At 37.6% G+C, this 18,794-nt stretch carries 12 protein-coding genes, 1 tRNA gene and 2 pseudogenes; 9 read left to right on the top strand and 6 right to left on the bottom strand.

From position 1 onward, the window contains the following. Positions 1-417 precede the first annotated feature (417 nt). Complete coding sequence (locus tag QNJ50_RS24360) at positions 418-1,308, top strand: alpha/beta fold hydrolase (protein WP_300640743.1); 891 nt, start codon at positions 418-420, stop codon at positions 1,306-1,308. Between the two features lie 410 nt (positions 1,309-1,718). On the opposite strand, the gene QNJ50_RS24355 is transcribed toward QNJ50_RS24360, so the two are convergent. Beyond that, complete coding sequence (locus tag QNJ50_RS24355) at positions 1,719-3,128, bottom strand: LCP family protein (protein WP_300640741.1); 1,410 nt, start codon at positions 3,126-3,128, stop codon at positions 1,719-1,721. A gap of 321 nt (positions 3,129-3,449) precedes the next feature. Next, the gene (locus tag QNJ50_RS24350; protein ID WP_300640739.1) at positions 3,450-3,848 is read right to left on the bottom strand and encodes a hypothetical protein; all 399 of its coding nucleotides are present in this window, start codon (positions 3,846-3,848) and stop codon (positions 3,450-3,452) included. 133 nt (positions 3,849-3,981) lie between these two features. Here QNJ50_RS24350 and QNJ50_RS24345 point away from each other — a divergent pair, with 133 nt between their 5' ends. Continuing rightward, positions 3,982-5,109: an AI-2E family transporter gene (locus QNJ50_RS24345; protein WP_300640737.1), complete on the top strand. Its 1,128-nt coding sequence runs from the start codon at positions 3,982-3,984 to the stop codon at positions 5,107-5,109. Between the two features lie 248 nt (positions 5,110-5,357). Here QNJ50_RS24345 and QNJ50_RS24340 read toward each other — a convergent pair whose 3' ends face one another. Continuing rightward, positions 5,358-6,668, bottom strand: a complete 1,311-nt coding sequence (locus QNJ50_RS24340) for a serpin family protein (protein ID WP_300640735.1) — start codon at positions 6,666-6,668, stop codon at positions 5,358-5,360. A 404-nt stretch (positions 6,669-7,072) separates the two neighbouring features. Here QNJ50_RS24340 and QNJ50_RS24335 point away from each other — a divergent pair, with 404 nt between their 5' ends. Continuing rightward, entirely contained in the window at positions 7,073-9,535 is a 2,463-nt protein-coding gene (locus QNJ50_RS24335) for an ATP-binding protein (protein WP_300640732.1), read from the top strand. A 248-nt stretch (positions 9,536-9,783) separates the two neighbouring features. On the opposite strand, the gene QNJ50_RS24330 is transcribed toward QNJ50_RS24335, so the two are convergent. From QNJ50_RS24330 to psbZ, 3 genes are all read right to left on the bottom strand, one after another. Then, positions 9,784-9,855, bottom strand: a tRNA-Gly gene (locus QNJ50_RS24330). Between the two features lie 278 nt (positions 9,856-10,133). Beyond that, positions 10,134-10,712, bottom strand: a complete 579-nt coding sequence (gene ribH / locus QNJ50_RS24325) for a 6,7-dimethyl-8-ribityllumazine synthase (RefSeq protein WP_300640730.1) — start codon at positions 10,710-10,712, stop codon at positions 10,134-10,136. Positions 10,713-10,944: 232 nt separating this feature from the next. After that, positions 10,945-11,133 carry a photosystem II reaction center protein PsbZ gene (gene psbZ / locus QNJ50_RS24320; RefSeq protein WP_300640728.1) on the bottom strand — a complete coding sequence of 63 codons (189 nt, stop codon included), beginning with the start codon at positions 11,131-11,133 and terminating at the stop codon, positions 10,945-10,947. A 258-nt stretch (positions 11,134-11,391) separates the two neighbouring features. On the opposite strand from psbZ, the gene QNJ50_RS24315 reads away from it, so the two are divergent. From QNJ50_RS24315 to QNJ50_RS24290, 6 genes and pseudogenes are all read left to right on the top strand, one after another. After that, positions 11,392-14,106, top strand: coding sequence for a CBS domain-containing protein (locus QNJ50_RS24315; protein ID WP_300640726.1), 2,715 nt, complete (start codon positions 11,392-11,394; stop codon positions 14,104-14,106). A 758-nt stretch (positions 14,107-14,864) separates the two neighbouring features. After that, complete coding sequence (locus QNJ50_RS24310) at positions 14,865-16,094, top strand: hypothetical protein (RefSeq protein ID WP_300640724.1); 1,230 nt, start codon at positions 14,865-14,867, stop codon at positions 16,092-16,094. 35 nt (positions 16,095-16,129) lie between these two features. Next, positions 16,130-16,627 carry a hypothetical protein gene (locus tag QNJ50_RS24305; protein WP_300640722.1) on the top strand — a complete coding sequence of 166 codons (498 nt, stop codon included), beginning with the start codon at positions 16,130-16,132 and terminating at the stop codon, positions 16,625-16,627. Positions 16,628-16,674: 47 nt separating this feature from the next. Beyond that, the gene (locus tag QNJ50_RS24300) at positions 16,675-17,406 is read left to right on the top strand and encodes a hypothetical protein (protein ID WP_300640720.1); all 732 of its coding nucleotides are present in this window, start codon (positions 16,675-16,677) and stop codon (positions 17,404-17,406) included. A gap of 94 nt (positions 17,407-17,500) precedes the next feature. Continuing rightward, a pseudogene (locus QNJ50_RS24295) lies at positions 17,501-18,072 on the top strand (helix-turn-helix domain-containing protein); the annotation flags it as partial. Between the two features lie 181 nt (positions 18,073-18,253). Further along, a pseudogene (locus QNJ50_RS24290) lies at positions 18,254-18,766 on the top strand (transposase); the annotation flags it as partial. Between the last annotated feature and the right edge of the window lie 28 nt (positions 18,767-18,794).

The following is an 18,794-nucleotide window of genomic DNA, read 5'->3' as shown; positions in this document are numbered from 1 at the left end:
ATAAAAATATCCATACTATTTATCTTGCTTCACAAACTTAGCGTGCGATCGTTATGTATGAATAATATTTGAAAAATATTTTGATATTCAGTGTTTTAGCATAAGTGATAGCACTGAATAAGTGTGTATATAAAAAATGTTATTTTCTTGATTTTTAAGTAAATAAATACCTATGTAAATTTTTTTTCGTACTATTTTTTCGTTATACTATGTGTCAAAGCCAAAACACACATGCTAACAAATTTCAAGACCTATAAATTCAAGGTTTAAATTTTATAATCTAAACTTCAGAGTCTAAAATTTAAAATTTAATATTTTCTCAGCCTGGGAAGTGGTTCGAGTAAATTCACACCAAACCTGATACAGATAAACATAAAATTAATATTGAGCTTTCGGATTATTACTGAATTTAAATCAATGACCACTTTTGCTTCTGAGTTAGGATTAAACCCTGTAAAAACCTGGATTTGGAAGGGTTTCCCCATATGTTATCAACAGCAGGGAGAATCAGGACCAGCCATTGTGTTAGTACATGGCTTTGGTGCATCTTGGGGTCACTGGCGAAAAAATATTCCCGTATTAGCACAAAAATGCCGTGTTTATGCTTTAGATTTAATCGGTTTTGGTGGTTCGGCTAAACCCTCCCCCAATACAGAAATTAACTATACCTTTGATACTTGGGGTCAGCAGATAAAAGATTTTTGCCAGCAAGTAGTTGGTAAAACAGCCTATCTTATCGGAAATTCTATTGGCTGTATTGCAATTATGCAAGCTGCTGCGATCGAACCTGATATATCATCAGGAATTGCTCTGCTTAATTGTTCTTTGCGATTACTTCACGAGAGGAAACGAGAAACTTTACCATTGAGTCGTCGTTTGGGAACTCCGCTACTACAAAAAATTTTGACTTTCCGAACTGTTGGTAAATTCTTTTTCCATCAAATAGCTAAGCGTAGTACTGTGAAGAAAGTTCTTCAACAAGCTTATATTGATGATAATGCGGTTACGGAAGAATTAATTGACATCATTATAAAACCAGCTAAGGATCCAGGAGCAGCAGATGTTTTCCTTGCATTTACCGCATACTCAAGTGGACCTTTAGCAGAAGACCTTTTACCAAAACTTTCGTGTCCTGTAATTATTTTATGGGGAACTGACGACCCTTGGGAACCAATAGATCTAGGTAGAGAATTGGCTAATTATCCGCAAGTCAAAAAATTTATTCCTTTACAAGGTGTAGGACATTGCCCTCAAGATGAGGCTCCTTCTTTAGTAAACTCCATTTTACAAGATTGGATTCAGGAATAAATATCATAATCCCATTAGCTCAATGAAATTGTAAATTGCAAAAATTTATTATATTGAATTTGAATTTAAAATTTAATTGAATTTGAACTAAATTTAGTTTTGTATTTGATTTAAATTTCAAATTTTAATTTGATTTTCAATTTCAATTGAGTTTGGATTTGAATTTAATTTGAGGTTAGGCAGATTAAAGGTTTAAAAAAAAGCAAAATTAAATTGCAGAAAATATTTACTATTATGCTTATTGATTTGTATTTTATCTAAGGGAAAGAACAGGACAGCTAAAAAAATGATTTATCTTTAGTTACAAATTATATACCTAAAATATACCCTAGATGATAAATAAAGCTGATTTGTTAGGCTGGAAAATAATAGGTCATAAAGATAAGCAACAATTAAAGATTTTACTTAAATTACTTTTCATCCAATAAATCTTTATTTTTTAACCAATCTTGACCCAACTGGATACTAATATCGGAACTCAAGGTTCCAGTACTTTCAACCCTTACCTCTCCAAATCCTAATGCATTGCGAATTAACTCAGCGCTGTCTCCATCACCTTTTTGGGCAACAATATGAGTTTCTTGTAATGGTATGCTCCACGGGCTAGATATATGAATATTGCTATAACCAGCCCTTTGCAAACCTCGAATTAAAGGTCGAAGTTCCGCACGACTACTATTAGTACTATCTTGAATTGCTATTCTTAAAGAAGACGGATCGCTTATCTCTAAGGGAGCATCTGATTCCAATCCGAAATTACGCACCATTAGATTGGAAATACGATCTTTGTTTGGTATCCAGTAACTAGCATTAAATTCACTTTTTTGGCTAAAACGACCAGGTAGCATTAACATTTCCATATTGGAGCGGTTGGTTCGGACGCCAAAACTAGCAAGTGCTAATAGTTCTTCTAGAGTTAAATTCGTGTCTAAATGGGACTGAACAACATTAAGGATATGAGGTAATCTTCCTAAAGTCGCAGGATTAAGAGATTGATCTATTAATGCTCGCATAACCATTTGTTGGCGTTGAATGCGACCAATATCTCCCTTATTATCATGACGAAAACGTAGTAATTGGAGTGCTTTGTCGCCGTCAAGATGTTGTTTCCCTTTTTTCAAATTGATGTAAAGATGTTGAGAATCATCTTGATATTTCATATCTTTAGGAACGTAAACTGTTACACCTCCTAAAGCGTCGATTAATTTGCCAACACCCAAAACGTTAATTCGGATATAACGGTCAATTGCTACATCGTCTAAAAGATTACTTACTGTTGTTGCTGTTAATGCTGGACCGCCGACGAGGTTTGCAGAGTTAATTTTTCTTTTACCATACCCTTCGACTGTAGTGCGAGTATCCCTGGGAATGGAAAGCATGACAATTTTTTTCTGCTGTGGCTCGAATCTGATTAACAGCATTACATCAGCGAGACCATCAAATGCATTAACCTGAGGCAAGTATCCTAGTTCTTTTGTGTCAACAGAGACTTGACGGCTATCCGGTGGTAATACACTCATCCCCATAACCAAAATATTGACAGGGCGAGTTAATTCTGAAAAACGCAGCCCACCACCAGCAATCCGATCGCTCTCAAACACCGCAGCTTCATCCGGGCTGAGATTGGCTTGCATCAGGGGTGTACTTGTTAATGAAACAGCGAGCAGTGCTCCTGCAGTCGCAGATACCATGGCAACTCCACTCATTCCAACCCAAAACCACAACCAACGTCCTGATTTCCCTTTTTGGGTATTTCTTGTACCCATATTGGAAGTGCTAGCCGAATGCTTATCCTGCGCTGAGCTTTTGTGAATAGTCACTTATTTCCTCACACTTACTGATAGATATGGTCAAATTACAAACCAATTTAATGAATCAACCCATAATAACTAACTACTAATTATCAGTGGTAAATTTCCCACTTCCGTGTCAATCAAAACACTTATAGCAGTATTTCTATTATTTTTTCTATGAATCCGGAGATGTTGTGATGTTTTATTAAAGTATGACAATTCTTACTCACATTTGACTAAATTTACACTCTTGTACTATCACTTTTATTGCATTTAAGTCAGTATTTTAATCAATGCCTATAAAAAACACCTACAATAAATTTTAAATGTTAAGACCTTAAGTAAAGGTTAGGACAAATACTTACCTAATATTTGATCGGCAAGCTGGCTAAATCCTGGCAAACCTTTATATTTGTTTTTAGATATTCGGAGCATTAACCAAATACTAACCAAAAAATAACTAGAAGTAAAAAAGCTATTGAGAATAAGCAGACGTACAGCAAATAAATTTGAGTTTAAGGATGCTGTTCCACTTGCTAGGAGAATATACCCCATAACCCATGTAAGGGCTAAAGTCACTGATAGTCTACTGACACTAAGCTTTTCCCTGCTACCTTGTTTGTGATAAAGAGTCCATAAAGATGGGAAAAAACCTATGACGGGAATTAAATATAAAAGTAAATATTGGGAAGGATATGATGTATCGTTGGTGTTATGAGCCCTGTTTGCACTTTCTGTATGGTTCATTTCTAAGTATGTAATTATAAATTAGGGGAATTATTAATCTAAAATGAGTAATGAAAAATTTATCTGACAATCGTAACTTATAAAAAAGAGTTGTAAAAAAGAAATTTATTTCGTTGTATCCCGCAATCAGCAGATGCAGACAGGTAAGCTCCTCCAATGGTGGCAGACACTTACGCCGATAGTACGAATAGCCGCAGCTACTTTATTAACGCCGCTATTAGTACTTAATGGCTGGGCACTTTTAGCTATTTTCAACTATTTTCATTCCTTAATTGTTATTTTAGTCGGAGCATCAGTTTTAGCGTTTCTGCTTAACTATCCCGTTAGCTGGTTGGAACGTCAAGGTGTTAGGCGAGAACCGGTAGCAATCTTAGTATTTTTGATTGCCTTATCAATTTTATTGGCATTAGGTGTGACCCTTTTCCCCTTGGCTTTAACCCAAGCACAGCAACTTGTTGCTCGACTACCAGATTTGATTGATTCTGGGCGTTCGCAACTAATGATGCTAAATGAAAAAGCAGATAGTTTAGGATTACCTCTAAATTTAGATGCTTTAGTAGTACAAATTAATGACCGCGTTAAAGGAGAATTGCAGGCGATCGCCGGACAAGTTTTGAATTTGGCAGTAATTACGGTCACAAGTCTGCTAGATTTTGTTTTGACAATGGTCTTAACTTTTTATCTTTTACAGCATGGGGGTGAGCTTTGGTCTAGTTTAATATATTGGTTACCTACAAAATTTCGCGAGCATTTTTCCGAAACTATCCGCTTGAGTTTTCAAAACTTCTTTATTACTCAACTGATACTATCGGTTTGTATGGCATCAGCACTCATATCTACTTTTTTATGGCTGAAAGTACCATTTGGTTTATTGTTTGGTTTAACAATTGGCTTGATGGCGTTGGTTCCCTTTGGGGGAACTGTGGGTATTGCTGTGACAACTTCCCTTGTGACTTTGCAGGATTTCTGGATGGGAATGAGGGTTTTACTAGCAGCAGTTATTATTCAGCAAATTCTGGAAAATCTAATTGGACCCCGCATCTTAGGTAGTTTTACGGGTTTAAATCCAGTTTGGGTAGTTATTTCAGTTTTGTGTGGAGCTAGAATTGGTGGGCTTTTAGGTGTTGTTGTTGCTGTTCCAATAGCTGTGGTAATCAAGTCTATCTTAACTTTTTTACGTCCAATACCTACTGATAGTGTTGACTCAACTGAGGAGATTGTGGAGGGTCAACCAAATCAAGTATCAGTACCATTAAGATAGTCGCAACCCCGATATCAATAGATTCGTTACTTAATTAACAAAACAAGTACTCGATTTATATTCATACAAATTTATATTCACACAGAACAGCTGTTTGAGTAATTTAAAATTTGTCTTTGGCTTAATGTATTTGCTGTTGAAATATTTACTGCAAATACATTTGCTATAAACAAAATTCATAGCTTAAAACTACACCCAATTACAGAAAATGAATATTCAAGGAAAGTAAATTTTCTCCCATTGAATTTTCAAACATTAGGTTCAACTATTGAGCCCATGAATAATAAACTTCCCGTTTTGTTATCCCTAATTGCGTAGAAGAAGGGACGATTAACGACCATGTTAAATGGCTGTTCTTGTGAGGCAGAAACCCGGGTAATTCCGACAGAAGTAGTAGCTGCTGCTTCTGTACCTTCCTCGTTAACTTCTACAAAAGTTTTATGCTTCACTTCAGAAATGGCAAGATTATTTCCCATATCAGAAAAATTTGCTTTCTCTGTGAAAGCTTCCCTCATTCCCAAAGCACTTAATGTTTTGTTGAGAGTAATATCATACTCTGTCTTAAAACGTGGTAGACGAATCGAACCTTGTCGCTTCTGAAACTGGTTCATCCATTTCCCCCAATTCGAAGCGTTTAAATTTTGGTAGAATTCTTGCAAATTAGAATTTTCCTTGGGTAAAAATACATAAAAACTGATTCGTTCATTTTTGCCGTAGGGTAAACTTACGGATTGAAATTTTTCAGTTTCGTAGTATCTGTATCGGTCGCTTTGTGCCATCATAGGGTGTAGCTTTTGTTTCCCTGATGTCAATGTAAAAGGTAATTCTTGGGTTTTTGTGCGATCAAATTCTTTATTCCAGCTACCTTTAAAGTAAATAGCATTGATGAGGAATAATACATCGTCAGTGTTTATTCTTTCAAGAATTTTATCTATTTTACCTTGAGTATTTTCTTTTACCCATGTATTTACTGTTTTTACTGAATTGGGATCGTTGAAATTTAGATTACTAATTTCAGCTTGATAAAACTTCTGATTTCTTTGGAGAAACTCAGGACTAAGTTTAAAATCTTGATTTACCCAGAGAGAATTAGCAATATCAAGCTTTACCTTTTCGTCTGGATTTACTAATAATTTTTTCAATTCCCCATAGCCATTATTAATCTGTTGTAGGTTTAGACCCTTTAGCTCTAAAGCGTGAGCCATTACTTTTTGGGTAGAACCACTAGCACCGTTGTAGGTCATTGCTAAAGCCATAGCGATGCTGGAAGGAGAAATAAAAATATTTTCTTCCTTTTGTTCTTTAAGAATTTCTGCAAATAATTTAAAACCAAACTTGGTGTTAGCTGCAACAATTTCCTGTTCTGGCTTTGTCATTGGGTTTAAAGGTGGAGCTTCTGTATTAGCTAAAGGAGATTCCGCAACCGCACTCGTGCTACTATTTATCTGCGAATATCCTAATACACCCATTAAAACCACGCTAGTTGCTGCTAATACGTAACGTCTACCGAGACTTACGCCGTAACGCCTTTGAAGGAACTTTGTGCGGGAACTATTCATTAACTTGTCCAATATCACCACTATTATCGTCATAATTCTGATTTCGACTATGACATTTTCCATGACTTGGCAAGTTGGCGGTTACAGTTTTGGCAACAACCTATAATATATTGTCAAATTATGAAAAACAATGAATAAATGTATATGAGATTGTCATAAATAATAATTTAGAAGAGCCAAAAGTTTTGCATAACATATAATTTTGACCGCGTTCAAATTACTTAATACAAGTTAGAAAGTGATGTTATAGAAAAATTATTAGTTCTCTTTTATTGTTTTTTGAAGTAAATTTAGCCTTTAAAAGGAAGTAATTATATTCCGAACGCTTAAGAAAAATAAAATATTTTTTGCATCAAATATTATGAAGATTATTGTTGTCGTAAAACGCCAAAATCATTGGGTGAATGAGTAGTAAAAAGAATGGTTTTTTCTCGAATGATATTACTTTTAAACAAGTTTTAGGACTTGTAGATGAACTAGTCGTAGCTAAAACTGGTAAGCATTTGTCAAATATTGAAATATTAGTACTTTTTGGAACTTGGCAGGGAAAAAAATATTCACAAATTGCGGCGGAAAATAATTATACCCTTGAATATCTGAAAAATGATATTGGACCGAAACTTTGGCAAATTTTATCTCAAGTTTTATCAGAAAAAGTTACCAAAGCTAATGTTAAAGCTGTTATTCAGCAGCGAATTTATCAACAAGAACAAAAAGAACTAAAAATGAAAGGGCTAGCTGGTGAAGATGGTTGGCTCAATACAGAAGAATTTCACGATGATACAGAAACTACAAGCAAGCAAAAACTTTTCTTAGATTCACAGGCAAATATACAGAAAACTCAAACCCAGTCAGACAAGTCACAGTTCAAACTAAAACATAATTTGCCAAATCGCGACCGTGCTGGATTAGTGGGACGCGAATGGGAAGTAAATAAACTTCTGGATTTGCTTTCGTGGAAAAATCCCAATGCTCGCATTTCAGTTGAAGGAATGGGTGGTGTTGGCAAAACTGCATTAATTTTAGATGTGGTATATCGTTGTTTAGAATTTTCACAGAAAAATATAACTTGGCAAGATTCAGGAGAGAGTTTACCTGACTTTGAAGCGATTATCTTTACCAGTGGGAAAATTCAGTATTTTACAGACTGTGGAATTGTACCCCGTTGGCGTAGAGAAAAAAACTTTGCTGATATTTTAAAAACAATTGCTTGTATTGTTGGCTGTGAAGAGATATTTACTGACAACTTTGAAGAAAGTTACCAACAAATATGGAAGCATTTAAGTAAAAAACGCACTTTACTAATCATTGATAACTTTGAGAACCTAGAAGAACAGCAAAAAATTTTGAGTTTTCTTTATGAATTGCCGTCCACGGTTAAAACTGCACTCATCAGTCGAGAAAAAACACCTTTCACAGCAGTTCGTCTAACAAGTTTGACTCAAACTGAGACTTTAGTATTAATTCAAGAGCAAGCTAATCAAAATGGTGTTACCTTAAGTTTAGATAAGTCTTTAGAAATTTATAAAATTACTGGTGGTATACCTGCCGCAATTAATTATGCCATTCGTTTGTTCTGTGCGGGTTACAGTATTCAATCAATTTCTTCTCAGTTAAGAAGTTATCGGGGAGATTATTGCCGCTTTTACCTTGAGAGTTCAATGCAGCATATTGAAGGACAAACAGCCTATCAACTGTTAATGGCGTTGGCAGTATTTGTTAAACCTCCAACCAAACAAGCATTATGTGTTGTAGCTGCTGTGAAGGAACATATTGCAGCGAATGATTTAGCCCGCTTACAACAATTATCCTTGATTGTTCATCAACAAGGGAGATACCTTATCCAGCCGTTGACTCGCGAATATGTACTGTCGAAAATGGCAGCAAATCCTCAACTAGCAAACTTAGTTCGTAATCGTTGGGTTAGTTGGTATTTAGACGTTACTCACAAACATGGTGGTAAAGATTGGCGTGAGTGGCAAAATTACCAAGATTTAGCTGCTGAATGGGATAACATCACGGAAGTAATTCAATGGTGTATTAAGAAAGAACGTTATGATGATGTCTGCAAAATGTGGCGCAGCGTAAAATGTTATACTTACTCACAAGGATATCGTCGTCGTAATCGACTCAAGTATTGGGATGCAGCTTTAGGATGGTTGGAGTGGCTGACTATTAATGCCCAAAGGTTTGAAGATTTAGAAACTTTTATTGAAATGATTGCCGAACGGGGATGGAAATTAACTTTAATAGGGCAACCTTCATGCCTAGCTGCAGCAAATAAATTGTTTACTCAAGCTTGGGAATTGCGCCAACATCAAACAGTTGATTGGCAAGTCAATTTAGCGAATCATATTGCTGTATGGCATATTCAGCAAAAGCAATTGCAAAAAGCAGAACAATGGCTCGAACGTGCTGAAAGTTTACTAGATAGTGAGGAAGTTCCATCATCTATCGCAATTCGATTATCGATAAGTATTTCCTACTATAAAGGCGAAATTTACTATAAAACCGGTAATTACGAACTCAGTCAGAAGTTATTTGAACAAATTGTGGATAAAGCCCAAGCTATTGGTTGGCAAAGAGCAATTTTTCTTGCCAAAGACTTTTTAGCAGATATTGCTATTCAAGAAGGCGACTTACATAAAGCACAGTTGCTTTTGACAGAAGGTTTGCAAGTCGCTAAGAACAATCAAGATGAATGTACTCAAGCATATACAAAACGCTCCCTAGCCAGTCTAGAGCAAAAACGGGGTAATTTAAAGGTTGCCTATGATTGGGCAAAACAGGCAATCAGAGCATTTGACAAATTAGGAATGCTTGTGGAGCGACAAGAAACACAAGCTTTAATTCAATTATCTTCTTAAGCTATGAAGGAAAGAAAATGAATAAGCTGCAATTTTGATTGAATTTAGAATTTTGGTTACCTTATGCGATCGCAAAACTTACCTTTCTATTCTAGAAAATTATCAAATGCATTCACTTTGAAAATAATTAAAAGTGTATGAACCAATTAAAATAGATTCATCTATCTCTAATAACAAAAAATTGCCCAAGATTTACAAGAATCAGTTATATTTACTTCCCCAGATAAGGTTATAAACTGAAAATTAAGAGCGGGTAACGCGATTCGAACGCGCGACATTCACCTTGGCAAGGTGACGCTCTACCACTGAGCTATACCCGCATTAATCAATCTTCAATAAGTATTGCAAAGTCAATTTAATTTGTCAAGCTTTGACTGAGAATATTACTTTATTAGGTCAGGAGTCAGGACAGACCGCGCTCTAACGAGCGTTAACGCAGTGGGGCGTCAGCACAGCAGGAGTCAGGAGTTAGGAGTTAGGAGTTAGGAGTCAGGAGTTAGAAGTTCAAACTCCCATATTTACCTTGTAAATCCCCCATTAAGTTATTCTCCTGCCTCCTGTTATGGATAAATCTAGATGAAACTATCTAGTTGTCGGCTTAGCCCTTGGGTGGAGTATCTGTAGAAAACTCGCCTAAGGCGGTATTGCTAAGAGAAGGCGCTAAAGATTGAGTACTGCTAGGATATGCTTGTGTTCCAGAAGAACGCAATTGTCGCATTAAGCTACCCATTTCCAAAGCGTTCATTGCATAATCCCATCCATGGTTGCTCTTAATTCCAGCACGTTCCAAAGCTTGTTGCATGGTATCGGCGGTTAACACACCGAAAATAACCGGAACTCCCGTTTGAAACGCTGCTGCTGCAATGCCTTTTGCCACTTCTGAAGATACGTAATCAAAATGGGGAGTTTGTCCTCGGATTACTGCTCCCAAACAAATAACTGCGTCGTAACGACCTGAGGTTGCTAATTGTCGAGCAACTAGTGGGACTTCAAAACTACCTGGAACCCAAACATAATCTACCTGAGAGCCATTGGGATTGACGTCAATGCCATGACGTTTCAAGCAATCTTGACATCCTGCTAGCAGTTTGTTGGTCACCAGGTCATTGAAGCGACCAATTACCACTGCAAAATGCAATGGTTCTGCTTGAGTAAAAGTTCCCTCAAAAACTGCCATTATGCGTTCATTAATTCACTATACTTCTTGCAAATATACATGCGTTTCTCGAAAACAATGGGAACAGAGATCGGAAAACAAGAAAAAAATAAAAATCAGGAAACAGCGAATAGGAATCTTTATGATTTTTTGTCAGTTTGACCCTGTTTCATTACTCAAGATTTATTTTCTTCTGGGTTCCTTAGTTTCTCTATTCCCATGCTATTTGTATATTTGAATTAGAAGCAGTCGCCTAAATTACGAAAAAGTTTAATATTCCAACTAGTACCACTAAAACGATCCAAATACCAGAACCAATCCAGAGTAATTTTTTTGATTCAACCCAATTTTGAGGAGTTGCGTAAGCAACAGGAACCCCAATTACCATAACGAATGAAAGAGCTACTAAAGCTAATAAAGAAATTTGAAACAGGATAGTCATTTTCCCTTTTCCCAAAAATGCTTGTTTATTATCAAAGATAAAATATCGTGCAGCACAAATGATACCTATTTATTGATTCTCGCACTCCCAGTGGGCTTTTTCAAGGTTGGGGCTTGGGGTGAGCCCGCGCCTATCGGCGTTAGCATAGCGTGGCGTATGACTAGCGTCACGCTTCCGCTAAGAGCCATATGGGGATTGGGGATTAGGAAATGTTCTACGATCGCGCTACTCTAATCAGAATAAAGGTTTATTACCGTTATGGATTTAATTCTCTGTCATACAACAGCTGATTTTGATGCCTTGGGAGCAGCAGTCGGGCTCAGGCTTTTATTACCTGGTAGCAAGATAGTGTTACCTGGAGGTAGTCATCCAGGTGTGCGGGAATTTTTGGCTTTGCATCGTGATGAGTATCCCCTAATTGAAAGACGTTCGGTAAATCCCCGTGATATACGTACTTTGGCTGTGGTGGATACTCAACAACGCGATCGCTTAGGAAAGGTTGCTGAGTGGTTTGATTTACCCAATATTAAGGAAGTAATTGTTTACGACCATCACTTAGAACAAAAATTAGATATTCCTGCGACCAAATCTTATATTTCAGGGGTGGGTGCGGTAACAACTTTGATTGTTGAACAATTAAAGCAACAGCAAATTTCCCTGACTCCTTCAGAAGCAACGGTGATGGCTTTGGGTATTCATGCTGATACTGGCTCATTAACTTACGACTTGGCGACATCGCGGGATGCTTTGGCTTTAGCTTGGCTGATGGAGCAAGGTGCAAGTTTATCTGTTGTTGCTGAGTATGTAGAACCTGGCTTGTCTCCACAATTACAACAGCTATTAACATTAGCTTTGGATAATTTGCAAACTCAAGAAATTAGGGGATATAAAATTGCTTGGGTAACTTTGAGAACCAATAATTTTGTGCCGGGATTGTCCACTTTGGCATCAGAGTTATTAGAGTTGACGGAAATTGATGCTTTAATTCTGGTAAATGATATAAAGCAAGATGGTAATAACCGTTTAAGTATCATTGGGCGATCGCGAATTAAGAACAGCAGCCTCAATGATATTTTTAAAATATTAGGTGGAGGAGGTCACGCTCAAGCTGCTTCATTAAGTTTGCGTAATGCAGATGCTGAAGCAATACTAAATGAAGTTTTGGAAGAATTAAGGGCGATTATTCCCCATCCCCCAACTGCTAGAGATTTAATGTCTTCGCCGGTACGGACGATTCTCCCAGACACTACTATTGAGGAAGCTCATCGCACCTTATTACGTTACGGACATTCGGGTTTATCAGTAGTTGATGGGAAAAAACATTTAGTAGGAATTATTTCTCGACGCGATCTAGATATTGCCCTGCATCACCGTTTCCCCCATGCACCCGTTAAGGGCTACATGACAAAAAATCTCAAGACTATTACGCCAGATACTACGCTGCCACAAATTGAGTCCTTGATGGTAACTTATGATATTGGACGCTTACCGGTATTGGAAAATGAACGCTTAGTTGGTATCGTCACCCGTACGGATGTTTTGCGAGAATTACATCAGGAAAGAGAAGCTTCGGAAAGAAGAAATGGAGAAGGAGATAGCGGACTCGCAGAAGATAGAGTTAATTTACCGACTTTAGGAGAACTACGTTCTCGCCTTGCACCTCCCCTGTGGGAATTTCTCACCAAAGCATCATTGCAAGCAAAGCAACGGGGATGGCATCTTTATTTGGTTGGGGGAGCAGTACGCGATCTGTTATTGGCAAATCCCAATGAACCTTTGCTAATTCAAGATATTGACATGGTGGTAGATGGTTTTCATAATGCTGCTGATGTGGGTGCTGGAGTAGAACTAGCAAAAGCCCTCCAAGAAATTTATCCTAATACTCGTTTGGAAGTTCATGGTTCTTTTCAAACTGCTGCTTTGCTCTGGCGTAAAGATCCTGTTTTGGGTTCTATGTGGGTGGATATTGCAACTGCAAGGACAGAATTTTACCCTTATCCTGCAGCAAATCCAGAAGTAGAAGCTAGTTCTATTCGGCAAGATTTGTATCGACGGGATTTTACAATCAATGCTCTGGCGTTGCGACTTACACCACCTCGCCCAGGAAAATTGATGGATTTCTTTGGTGGTTTATTAGATTTACACGCTAAGCAAATTCGGGTTTTACACGTTAATAGCTTTATTGAAGATCCCACTCGTATTTATCGCGCTGTTCGCTTTGCTGTTCGTCTCGGTTTTACAATTGAGTGTCAAACTGAAGAATATATTCGTTATGCGATCGAAAGTGGTGTCTACGATCGCACAACGAAGGAAAACCATAAAGCACCAGCTCTACAAACTCGTTTAAAAGCAGAATTAAAACATATCCTCCAAGCTTCTTACTGGAAAGTTGCTCTACAGTTATTAGGGGAATTGGGAGCATTACAGTGTATCCATCCGACACTGAAGTTAGATGACGAACTTTTGCGACAGTTGCGGTTACTGGAACGTTGTTTGCATCGCTTTGACCCCGAGCAGCAAAGGTTTGTTCATTGGCAAATGCGCATAGAAGCAATAATTGCTTTTCTGAAACCAGAATATCGTTACTTAGTGGCTAAAAATCTTCAGTTACAAGATGAAAGTATCAGACGTTTGCAAAATTTAGCTTCAACCCAAGAAATAGTCTTGAAGTCTTTACCAGAGTGTCAGCAAGCAAGTCAAATTGTTAAGCTATTACGGCATTATGATTTGCCTGTGCTGATTTTAATTGCCCTGCGCAGTCCGCGTAAAATTAGACAGCACATTTGGAATTACGCGACTGTTTTGGCAAATATCCAACCAATTTTAAATGGAAATGACCTGAAGAAATTGGGTTACAAACCGGGACCAAAATATAAGCAGATTCTCGATGATGTGCTATCAGCGACTTTGGATGGAGAAATTACTAATAAAACTGAGGCAAAAGAGTTTTTAGCTAAGCGTTATCCTTTTTGAGCGAAATCAACTTATACAGTTTCAGTTTTGCTTCCCAAGATTTTTGCTTTTCAGCATTGGAAAAATTTCATTAATGCAGAAATTTAAATCAAAAATATTGAGTTCAATATTGCAAAATACGTAATAAAACGAACACCTTATTGGTATATAGTATTTTGCTGATAACTTATAGCACTATTTATTAAGTATCGAAATGAACTTAAGTAAGTAGGCAAGAAAAAAGTAAACTATGTAAAGAAATATAAAATAATCGTATTTGGCTCTTAGTAGCGCTTTAGCGCTAAAGCGCGATTACAAACAAGTTATGATTTTTCTCACTCACCTACTTATACTAAATCTTTCTAACTAGATGAAAAATAACTTTTAGTTGAGAGAAAATAATTTCTTAAAATTATAAGTCTAATCCTGTTTCACTGTTTTGCTGAAAATCGACAAAGCTTAAAATTTTGGCTTGGATTCCCTGTTTAACTTGATTTATGAAGTTAAAAACAATAAGGTATGCAATTTACTCTCACAATTCTTGTATGGCGAGACTTTAATAGTTGACTTGGGTCAAGTGACTCAGTATACTCAAACACAACCTCAAATGTAATTTTACATAAATCCATATCGCAAATAATATTGTAATTTTTTATTCAAGTATTTGTAAAACATATATGTGCTATCGTATACTTTGTTTTTTGCGTGCAGCGTACTAAATATTATTCATTAATGTATTCAAACAGAATCTCTTACTTTTACTTAAAAATTCAAAATCTATGAATCGTTTGACTCTAGGGATGTTCGCGCAAGCCCTAGTAATATCATTTTCGTTAGTTACCTCTGTCTCATTCACATCCGCAGTTGCTTCCAAAAGCAGTAAAGAGTCAAATGAAATTCAGCAAGATGACTCTAAAGTGCAAACAGAAATAACGCTATCCAAATCTGAGACAGAACTACAAGAAAACCAAAAAATACGAAAAATTCGTAGTGCTTTAGCTAAAATCTCAAATAGATCTAAAAAACAACAGTCAGAAACAATTTTAAGGACTACAAACGTTCCCCAAAAAAGCATATCAGCAATTACTATAGCTAATTCTCAGTTAAAGAAAGAAGCTGCAAAATCAGTAGAGTTAAATCCAGTATTTTCTATTGATATAAATAATCAGACTCAAACTGCATCAGAACAAACTTTAAATCGGCAAAACAGCGCAAATTTAGCGCAAAACGTCGCAGACCCCAATATAGATCCAGATAACTCTGTTGAAGAATCCTTAGAAGAGATTGAAAATATAGAAAGACAATTACGCGATCTAGAAAAAGTCAAAATAAGATCGTACTATTCTTCTCCTAGTCTAAGTATTTATGTTCCTGTAGGGTATGGTAGCGATAATAATACAGGTTTTGTCGCTGCAAGTTATCAAGATAGAACCCGTCTTGGGAACAAAAATGATGCAGCTATTGGTTTTGGTGCAGGCTTTGGTGACTCTAGAAAGTCAGTAGGTGTTGTACTTTCATACACCCTTGCAAGTTTCGGTACTAATAGAGACTTTGGTACTGGTGGCTTTAATGTTAAGGTACATCGCCAATTTAAGGGAGGTTGGGCTGCTGCAGTTGGTATGAATGGCTTTTTAAATATTGGTGACGATAATGATTTTGAACATTCTCTCTATGGTGTAGCGACCAAAATATTCCGGATAAGGGATGATATCAATAAACCTTTCAGTCGTATTGCTGTAACTGCTGGTATTGGTAATGGAGAATTCCGAACAGAGGAAGCATTAGATAACGACGAGGATAATTTCAATGTTTTTGGTAATGTCGCAGTCCGGGTACACCCTCAAGCCAGCCTGATTACTGAGTGGACTGGTCGAGACTTGGGAGTTGGCGCTTCTATCGCACCCTTTAAACATTTTCCTTTCGTTATTACTCCTGCAATACGCGATATTACAGGTTCCGATCGCAACGCCAGATTTATTTTAAGTGCTGGCTTTGGATTTAAATTTTAGATCGAAATTGCAGAACTCCAAAGGTAGAGACATTCATGTTTATAAACAGATTAACTGGCGTTATTTTTGGCGCATTATTAGCGTTTCATGGGTTAGTTGCAAATCCCGAACCTGCTAGTGCATCTGAAGATAGTGGGGGTAATGTAAGTCAATCTCCAATACCTCAAACGGCTAATACAGGTACTAGTTCCTTCATAAGTCCACAATCTGTAAACGATATACGAAGATTTATTAACAGCACAAGAAATAATCGCAACATTCAACGTCAGCGCTTTAATAATCGTCGGCGCTTCAGTAACAATCCTTCAACTCCCCCAAGATGTAATTTACGTCGCTTTGCACTTGATTCTGCTCCAAGTGGTGAAAATGCATCCAGTCGCTCTTGTTCTGCTGCTGCAGAAGTACCTGTTAGCCCAGATTCTTCAGAGTTGAATGAACTCAATACTTTGCTGGAAAACTCCAGAGCCTTTTTAGAACGGGTAAATCAGGATATAGAAGGAACAAGATCTAGAGTTAACAATCGTCTCTGGTAGATTTTTACTTCGTTAACCAAAAATATTTAGTGTAGTGGGGAGTTGTTATGCGCTTAGTGTCTAAAATAAATCGAACTAATATACATATTTCGTTCGGAATCCTGGTCGCAGCTATTTTGAGTGCTTTGTCAGCATCACCGGTACAGGGTCAAGTTCCAACCCCAAATGAAGCTCAAGTCCCAAATTCATTAGAAGTTCCAAGACCAAACCAAGTTGAGACTCCAACCCCAAGTCAAAGCCAAGAAATTGCTAAAGAACTCTTTGGTAATGATGGGGTGATGTTTGCTGTTGATACTGTGGTAGAGTTTGGGTTTGTTCGATCTTATGGCGCTTATAAGTCTACTTTTGGCGTTAGAAATGAAGAGACTGGAGAAGAAACCGATCTAATCATCGAGGCTAAACCTTCTGATAATCCACAAGACGTTAATTCTCCTTCTGACTTTAAAACAGAAAACCCTAATGACTTTTTGGGTACTCCAGGAAATACAGTACAAAAAGATACTGCAGAATTTACCTTTGAAGCTGGTAAAAAATATAGTTTTTATCTCAGGTCTGAATATCAAGGAAGAGTTGTAGGGACTTTATATTCCACAGATACTAATAATACCAATGGCAATCGACAAGTAAAGTTTGAAGGTGATATTTTTGCCTTGGCTAATGGTGGTAGTTTAATACGCTGGGATGATACAGGTTCTGCATTAGTGAGAAGCGACCAACAAGATACTGATTTTGATGATTTTATTATCCGGGTTGGCGGTCATGAAAAGTGTGGCTGCTAAATCAGTTAGGACTTACGCAACCGGCATATTTTTCTTGTAGTGGACTGACACAGCTAAAATAGTGCAATAGATATGCCAAGGTGAGGACTCGAAAGTGGGAAGAGGTCGCCGAGATAAAGTCCATCTGACAGTAGAACAGAGAGAAAAACTCGAACAAATCAGCCGAAATGGCTATGCACCCGCCAAAAAAATCTTACATGCCAGAATTCTGCTCATGTGCGATGAAGGAGAACAAGGAACAAGAAAATGGACGGACGAAGAAATAGCACAAGCTTTACAAGTACATAGGAACACAGTGGGAAGAATTCGCCAGAGATTTCTGCTTAAAGGGGAAAAACCTGCCCTGGAGCGATCGCAAAGAAATACTCCTCCCACTCCGCCAAAAGTAGATGGAGCAACCGAAGCACATATCATCGCCCTTTGTTGTTCCGACCCACCATCTGGGAGAGCAGACTGGACAATTAGATTGTTAACCTCAGAACTGAAAAAACGGACAATTGTTACGGAAATCTCCCGTGAAACCGTGCGACGCACTTTAAAAAAAACCAATTACGCCCTTGGAAAACGCAAAGATTCTGTATCCCAGAACGAGATTTAGCGAGATTTGTGTCCCAAATGGAAGTAATTTTAGACCTTTATAGCCAGGTACACAGTGAAGATGAACCCCCTAACGAAAACTTGGACAAAACTGCCCAGCCTATCTCCTTACGGAGACGCTACGCTAATGCTGCGCGGGGGTTTAACGCGTTGCAAAAATGGGTGATTTGTATAAAATCCCCCGCGCAGCAAGCCAAAATTAGTGGAAATACAGGGTAACTTTGGGTAAGGCTGGGCAGTTTTGTCTATATTTTATTGAACCCGTGAAGGAGTGCAAGCTTTGTTTATGTTTTTTGACCCAAATCGGGGATGGCGTAGAGTTAGCAACCGAGACCATCGCACTCGTGTTGACTGGGCAGAAGAAGTCCGTCAACTTTTGGATGTAGATTATCCTCAGGCGCGAAAAGTCAAGTTAGTTTGTGATAACCTCAACACTCACAACATCGCCTCACTTTATGAAGCATTTCCTGCCCCAGAAGCCCATCGATTAGCCAGACGCTTAGAAATTTATCATACTCCCCGAAATGGCAGTTGGTTAAACGTAGCTGAAATTGAATTGAGTATTTTATCAAAGCAATGTTTAGCCAGAAGGATTCCTACCTCTGAACTACTCAAACTTGAACTAGAAAACTGGCAACAGGAACGCAATCATAGTGCTTCTAAAGTGATATGGCGGTTTTCTACTGAGGATGCCAGGGTGAAACTCCAACATCTTTATCCAGTTTTTGAGGAGGAATCCGTTAGTTCTAATGCAACATTTTAGCTGTGTCAGTCCACTAGGGTGCGTTACA

This window comes from Mastigocoleus sp. MO_188.B34, assembly GCF_030065675.1.
Lineage (GTDB): Bacteria > Cyanobacteriota > Cyanobacteriia > Cyanobacteriales > Nostocaceae > Mastigocoleus.
This window is presented reverse-complemented; position numbering and strand designations above follow the sequence as displayed.

Coding starts and splice junctions, on each gene's coding strand:
- psbZ (WP_300640728.1), bottom strand. CDS start 11,133: ATGACTATCCTGTTTCAAATTTCTTTATTAGCTTTAGTAGCTCTTTCA.
- QNJ50_RS24350 (WP_300640739.1), bottom strand. CDS start 3,848: ATGAACCATACAGAAAGTGCAAACAGGGCTCATAACACCAACGATACA.
- QNJ50_RS24300 (WP_300640720.1), top strand. CDS start 16,675: ATGCGCTTAGTGTCTAAAATAAATCGAACTAATATACATATTTCGTTC.
- QNJ50_RS24360 (WP_300640743.1), top strand. CDS start 418: ATGACCACTTTTGCTTCTGAGTTAGGATTAAACCCTGTAAAAACCTGG.
- QNJ50_RS24340 (WP_300640735.1), bottom strand. CDS start 6,668: ATGAATAGTTCCCGCACAAAGTTCCTTCAAAGGCGTTACGGCGTAAGT.
- QNJ50_RS24310 (WP_300640724.1), top strand. CDS start 14,865: ATGAATCGTTTGACTCTAGGGATGTTCGCGCAAGCCCTAGTAATATCA.
- QNJ50_RS24335 (WP_300640732.1), top strand. CDS start 7,073: ATGAGTAGTAAAAAGAATGGTTTTTTCTCGAATGATATTACTTTTAAA.
- QNJ50_RS24305 (WP_300640722.1), top strand. CDS start 16,130: ATGTTTATAAACAGATTAACTGGCGTTATTTTTGGCGCATTATTAGCG.
- ribH (WP_300640730.1), bottom strand. CDS start 10,712: ATGGCAGTTTTTGAGGGAACTTTTACTCAAGCAGAACCATTGCATTTT.
- QNJ50_RS24345 (WP_300640737.1), top strand. CDS start 3,982: ATGCAGACAGGTAAGCTCCTCCAATGGTGGCAGACACTTACGCCGATA.
- QNJ50_RS24315 (WP_300640726.1), top strand. CDS start 11,392: ATGGATTTAATTCTCTGTCATACAACAGCTGATTTTGATGCCTTGGGA.